The following is a 4,476-nucleotide window of genomic DNA, read 5'->3' on the forward strand; positions in this document are numbered from 1 at the left end:
TCGCCCTCAAATCCATGCTGGAAAAACAGGCCGCCTGAGGCCAGAAATGAAACCCAGGACTCTCCCTCAGACCGGAGGAGAAAAGGGTCTCAGGTCACCCCCTATGCCGAGGGTGCTCGGATATCCGTTGGAGGGGACGATTGCGAGGTGGGTGGCAAGGCGGTCACCAATCTCGCGCTGTTGCTTCACGAGATGGCTACCAACGCCGCTAAGCATGGTTCCCTGTCGACCGAAACCGGTCGCCTTGACATCGCGGTTTGCATCCGCGGCGACGACGTGAACCTAAGTTGGAACGAAACCGGCGGGCCGGCGCCGGCATCTGAGCGAGCCGCCGGCTTTGGAAGTCGCCTGGAGCAAGGCCTTACAAGCGCCCTGAGCGCTGCTATCGAGCGCAATTGGCGCGAGACAGGGCTGGCGGTTTCCTTATCTGTTCCCAGAACATCGCTAGCCTTATAGCCGCCATACGATCGATTGTCGTGAAGCGAAGTTTCGAATCGCGCATTCTTCTGACACAGAGCCTCGGTTTATGATGGAGGCCGAGTACCGCTAGGATAAACGCTATCCTCGAAAGCGACGCCTATCGAGGTTTCATCCCGCCATTTGACCAGTGCAGAGCGCTCCCGACCTAAGACATCGGCGACGACTCGCACGCGTCCCTTGATCTCAACATCCGCGGGGACACGGAGCATTGCCCCACCCGCCGACAGATCCCGGATGATGCAGCTGTACACCGCGCCGTCCTCCGTGGTGAGCCTCGCCATCTCAACCATTCGACTGCGTTTTGATGCTCGGGGATATTCGGTCATGCGGCGGCTATATGGCATCAATCGGAGAGGTGAAATGGCCTAGCCTACCAATCGCGCCAGGGCCCTTGAAAACCGCGATAGCCAGAACCTAAATTATCGTCCACCGCGTCCCGGCGCGGGACCAGACCCATGTGCTTCTAGGAGAATATGGCTATGGCACAGATGCCTTCCGATGAATTCGAGCGGCCGGTCGTCATTCTCACCGGGCTCGGCATTCCAACTGCGGTTTCCACCGCGATGGAGGCCTATATGTTTCTCACCGATTGGCCCAAAAGTGAGCGGGACGCGGTCCACTCTCTGGCCTGCAAATCGTGCCTTGCCGCGATGCGGGGGGACATTGAAGCTGACACCGCCAGGGGTCTTTTCGCTTCATGGGCGGAGAAGAATGACATTCTGGCCCTCGACGCAGTTGCGTTTGCAGGCAGCAGGCGAACCGGGCCCCACGGTACGGCTTGAGTAAATGAAACCCCGCCAGCGTTTGCTGACGGGGCATTGTGCGACCAGCCGACGCGCGCGGCCTGCGCTGCTATTCGATCACCTGGATGATCTTGCGGGTCTTGGGCTCGACGATCACTGTCCGATCATTGACGACGGTATAGCGATAGCCCTTCGTGCCGTACTCGCCGGGACTTCGCGATATGTCACACCTCGCTCCGGCAGCACGACGCCCACACGGACATCTTCACGGTAGGTGTAGGATGGCACTTCGTGTTCGCGTACGTAGGTCTTGAAGCGCGGGGTGGCATCACCCGCGATGCCGCCGACAACCGCTCCACCGACGCCGCCTACGACGGCCCCTACCGGTCCGCCGACAATCGCCCCGCCGACAGCTCCGGTTGCTGCGCCGGCGGCAGCGCCTCCGCGTGCACCTTCGGGGTTCTGTGCGAAAGCCGCCAACGGCGCCATCAGCACGGCGGCGACAAGAATGATCTTCTTCATGAGTTGATCTCCTGTTCGTCTCCCATCCGGAGCTCAACTGGAAATTCTCGGGACTGTTCCCATTCGATTCAGGCCGAAGACATGAAAGAACCGCGCCAGACGAAACAAGAAAACGCAACTCCGAAATGCAATGCTTAGCGAACGTCGGAAGCGCAACCATTCGGGGGCCAGGGTTCCCGATCGAGTTATCTAATGTCGCCCTGGCCATGAACCTGCATGGGCGACCAAGCGACCGAACCGATACGGGGACGATCCGTTCAGATCGTCTCACATGGAAGCAACAATGGTTCAAAAGCTGACGGTGTGCCGCATCGGCGCTGAGTGGGGCTTCCGCGATGTTACCGGCACAGCCTACGCACAGTCGTCAGATATCAGGTTCGTCGTCGAAACGGCCCAGCAAATGGCGCAGCGGACTGGCAGTCACGTCAATTTCAGCGTGGACGCTGAAGAGCATTTTCGTTCGGCGACCCGCGCCGCCGAACATGTTGACTCGCCGCGACCTGCGGGGGCTAATTCCGTCCGCAGCTTGCGTAGCTTCTGGGAGCGCTTCGTGAGGAAGCGACAGGGGAAATGAAGCCGTCGGTCGAGGCTTACACGGTGGCGCTACCGTGGTACGAACGCGATGATTTCCAGCGTCTATGGGAGCTCGCCCATGATCGCGACGAGATGCCGAGCGATTACGATGTTTGGCTTGCCGCAGCGCTCAGCGTCATGAACGCGTGGCTCGCCCGCGGACGAGCCCTTCAGATCGTCACCATCCGGCCCGAAGAGTTCCTGGCATGGCTGGAGGCTGCAGGGCTCCCGAATACTGCCGCGACGCGCTTGAAATACGTGGAATGCAAAGCGGCGAGCGCGGGCAGCGAGACTAGCGGGCTAGGTATTTCAGCCGATCCGAGCGCTTTGACAGGTTCCAAAACCTGATGGGAACAGCCTCGCTCTCACGCTGTTGAATCGCCGACACTCCGTTGCGTGAGGTATTCCCATGGCCGCAATCTCGAAAGCCATCGATGCGTCTCGAAGGCCTAGCCCCATTAAGTGCGAGCTTTACCGCGAGCAATGCCAGGACGAGGATGGAAACCGCTACACCGTCATCGTCTGGAGGGATTGGCCAGGCTCACCGTTGACTTCGTACACGCTCGAAGACGGTTCACCGCTGCACTACGAGGACGGGTGCTATTTTGCCACTCTGTCCGGCAAGATGCTCACCCGGTGCGAAGACTGAAATGTTGAGAACGCCATGTCTAAGAAGCCCACGGTCGAAATTCCCGTCGTAAGGCCGACCATGATCCAGGTGAGTGGTGACCCGCGAGGAGACGCTGCCATTGTTTTTGAAACGGTCGGTGACGCGGACGTGCTGCTCGTCTTGCCAATGACGGCCCTTGTTGCCTTGGAGGCTATGCTCGCAAAGGCCAGCCAGGAGCAGGCCAAGCATCAGCCCGTGCAATAGCAATTGCCGGACGTCTCCCGGCTTGCCCCTTCGATGGGTAGGGCAGCCTGAGCTTATGTGTTCGAATTCCGATAGCGATTGATCGCCCTGCGAACCAGCTCATCCTCATCTTCCGCGACGGCGATGAACGCGGCAATGATGTAGGCCAGCCTAGTCCGTTCTCTCTCCCTGAGCTCTTCGGGAACCATCGATTTGATCACTTCCCAGGCCGCGTCCAGAGCAGCCTGCGCGCGGGCGAGTTCGACGGGGTCGGTTAGCGATGAGAACGGCATGGCTGCATCCTGGATCTGCAACGCGGACGGCACTAGGCGCTGCGTCAGCCCGAAGGACAAGACGCAGTGCAAACGAAAAGGCCCGGCACCGTGCGAGCCGGGCTGTCCGCTCTCGAGCCCTAGCCGACTTGCGTCGTCTCATCGCTCCTTCAAGCGGAACCTCACCTATTGAAGATCATTCTGTCGAGGCGCTTATGGTGACGAGGACCGCATGCCTTACGAACTGACAGATGTTGCAGCCGCGAAACGGCTGCGCGCTCATCGCGGCAACAAAAGCTGCATCGTCTTTCAGCCGGAGATAGAGGGTTTTCAGACGGAAATCGTCGCGGATATAGAGGAGGTGATACGCCTCCTCGACCCCCAGGATACTCGGCGATGACGCGAGTGAAACGAGATCAACGCCTCCAAGTTATGCTCTCCGCCAAAGAACTCGAAGAGATCGATGATTGGCGCTTCAAGAACCGGATACCAACCCGCGCTGCCGCCGTTCGGGAAATTATGCGCCTAGGCCTTCAACAGGCGGCGCGGCAGTCGCGCAACTCGGACATAAAGAAGCCTTAACGCGTTTCCGAATGACCCGTGGCAACTTCGCGCGGGCGCCAAGCTGAAGGAGCCGAGATAATCGGCGCTGGCTGGCTGCCTACTTTCGACCCTTGGCTCCGTCGGGAGGTGGAGGCGTTCTATCGGCTTCCTTCCGGAATTTGAGGGAGGCCCGATAGATTTCTTCGCCAGCATCGTTCTCGACCGATGCACTTAGATCAAGGCCGTCGTCGACTGGAAGCTTGTCGCTTGCCATGTCGACCAGGGCGCGCTGTGCATCATCAGTTGCAGCTCGCGCGTCGGGAAATTCAAGAGATTGGTCGTCACGGTCCACATGGCCCCCCTCCTCGTTCGTGAAGCGAAACTTCGGCATTGGCCTGCTGCCGGTTTCGTGGACACCGAGATTGGGTGTTTCATGAAACCGGAGGTGGCGTATGAGGCGACGACAGTTTGGGCGTGAGTTCAAGATCGA

At 59.5% G+C, this 4,476-nt stretch carries 9 protein-coding genes; 5 read left to right on the forward strand and 4 right to left on the reverse strand.

Features of this window, described 5'->3' with window-relative positions:
- Positions 1-524 precede the first annotated feature (524 nt).
- A complete protein-coding gene (locus ASE61_RS27565; RefSeq protein ID WP_082617399.1) occupies positions 525-824 on the reverse strand; it encodes a PilZ domain-containing protein in 300 nt (99 codons plus the stop codon).
- Positions 825-959: 135 nt separating this feature from the next.
- Here ASE61_RS27565 and ASE61_RS12270 point away from each other — a divergent pair, with 135 nt between their 5' ends.
- Complete coding sequence (locus tag ASE61_RS12270) at positions 960-1,262, forward strand: DUF982 domain-containing protein (RefSeq protein ID WP_320409874.1); 303 nt, start codon at positions 960-962, stop codon at positions 1,260-1,262.
- Between the two features lie 70 nt (positions 1,263-1,332).
- On the opposite strand, the gene ASE61_RS27570 is transcribed toward ASE61_RS12270, so the two are convergent.
- The gene (locus tag ASE61_RS27570) at positions 1,333-1,446 is read right to left on the reverse strand and encodes a DUF1236 domain-containing protein (RefSeq protein ID WP_413813534.1); all 114 of its coding nucleotides are present in this window, start codon (positions 1,444-1,446) and stop codon (positions 1,333-1,335) included.
- A 582-nt stretch (positions 1,447-2,028) separates the two neighbouring features.
- On the opposite strand from ASE61_RS27570, the gene ASE61_RS12280 reads away from it, so the two are divergent.
- The 3 genes from ASE61_RS12280 (at position 2,029) to ASE61_RS12295 (ending at position 3,192) form a co-directional block, all read left to right on the forward strand.
- Positions 2,029-2,319 carry a hypothetical protein gene (locus tag ASE61_RS12280; RefSeq protein ID WP_061967319.1) on the forward strand — a complete coding sequence of 97 codons (291 nt, stop codon included), beginning with the start codon at positions 2,029-2,031 and terminating at the stop codon, positions 2,317-2,319.
- On the forward strand, positions 2,316-2,666 hold the full coding sequence (locus ASE61_RS12285) for a hypothetical protein (RefSeq protein WP_061967321.1): 351 nt from the start codon (positions 2,316-2,318) through the stop codon (positions 2,664-2,666). The genes ASE61_RS12280 and ASE61_RS12285 overlap by 4 nt, the downstream gene beginning before the upstream one ends.
- 316 nt (positions 2,667-2,982) lie before the next feature.
- Complete coding sequence (locus ASE61_RS12295; RefSeq protein ID WP_061967325.1) at positions 2,983-3,192, forward strand: hypothetical protein; 210 nt, start codon at positions 2,983-2,985, stop codon at positions 3,190-3,192.
- A gap of 53 nt (positions 3,193-3,245) precedes the next feature.
- On the opposite strand, the gene ASE61_RS12300 is transcribed toward ASE61_RS12295, so the two are convergent.
- A complete protein-coding gene (locus ASE61_RS12300; RefSeq protein ID WP_156407073.1) occupies positions 3,246-3,464 on the reverse strand; it encodes a hypothetical protein in 219 nt (72 codons plus the stop codon).
- Positions 3,465-3,675: 211 nt separating this feature from the next.
- Here ASE61_RS12300 and ASE61_RS26455 point away from each other — a divergent pair, with 211 nt between their 5' ends.
- Positions 3,676-3,843, forward strand: a complete 168-nt coding sequence (locus tag ASE61_RS26455) for a hypothetical protein (protein WP_156407074.1) — start codon at positions 3,676-3,678, stop codon at positions 3,841-3,843.
- Positions 3,844-4,104: 261 nt separating this feature from the next.
- On the opposite strand, the gene ASE61_RS26985 is transcribed toward ASE61_RS26455, so the two are convergent.
- Positions 4,105-4,476: DUF6894 family protein (locus ASE61_RS26985; protein ID WP_210171887.1), on the reverse strand; the 372-nt coding region annotated here is incomplete at its 5' end.

Source organism: Allobosea sp. Root670 (assembly GCF_001429415.1).
In the GTDB taxonomy this organism is placed as follows: Bacteria; Pseudomonadota; Alphaproteobacteria; order Rhizobiales; family Beijerinckiaceae; genus Allobosea; species Allobosea robiniae.

Bases quoted from the DNA above. Each gene is read 5' to 3' on its own strand.
- ASE61_RS12285 (WP_061967321.1), top strand. From the start codon at position 2,316: ATGAAGCCGTCGGTCGAGGCTTACACGGTGGCGCTACCGTGGTACGAA.
- ASE61_RS26455 (WP_156407074.1), top strand. From the start codon at position 3,676: ATGCCTTACGAACTGACAGATGTTGCAGCCGCGAAACGGCTGCGCGCT.
- ASE61_RS12280 (WP_061967319.1), top strand. From the start codon at position 2,029: ATGGTTCAAAAGCTGACGGTGTGCCGCATCGGCGCTGAGTGGGGCTTC.
- ASE61_RS27565 (WP_082617399.1), bottom strand. From the start codon at position 824: ATGCCATATAGCCGCCGCATGACCGAATATCCCCGAGCATCAAAACGC.
- ASE61_RS12295 (WP_061967325.1), top strand. From the start codon at position 2,983: ATGTCTAAGAAGCCCACGGTCGAAATTCCCGTCGTAAGGCCGACCATG.
- ASE61_RS12300 (WP_156407073.1), bottom strand. From the start codon at position 3,464: ATGCCGTTCTCATCGCTAACCGACCCCGTCGAACTCGCCCGCGCGCAG.
- ASE61_RS12270 (WP_320409874.1), top strand. From the start codon at position 960: ATGGCACAGATGCCTTCCGATGAATTCGAGCGGCCGGTCGTCATTCTC.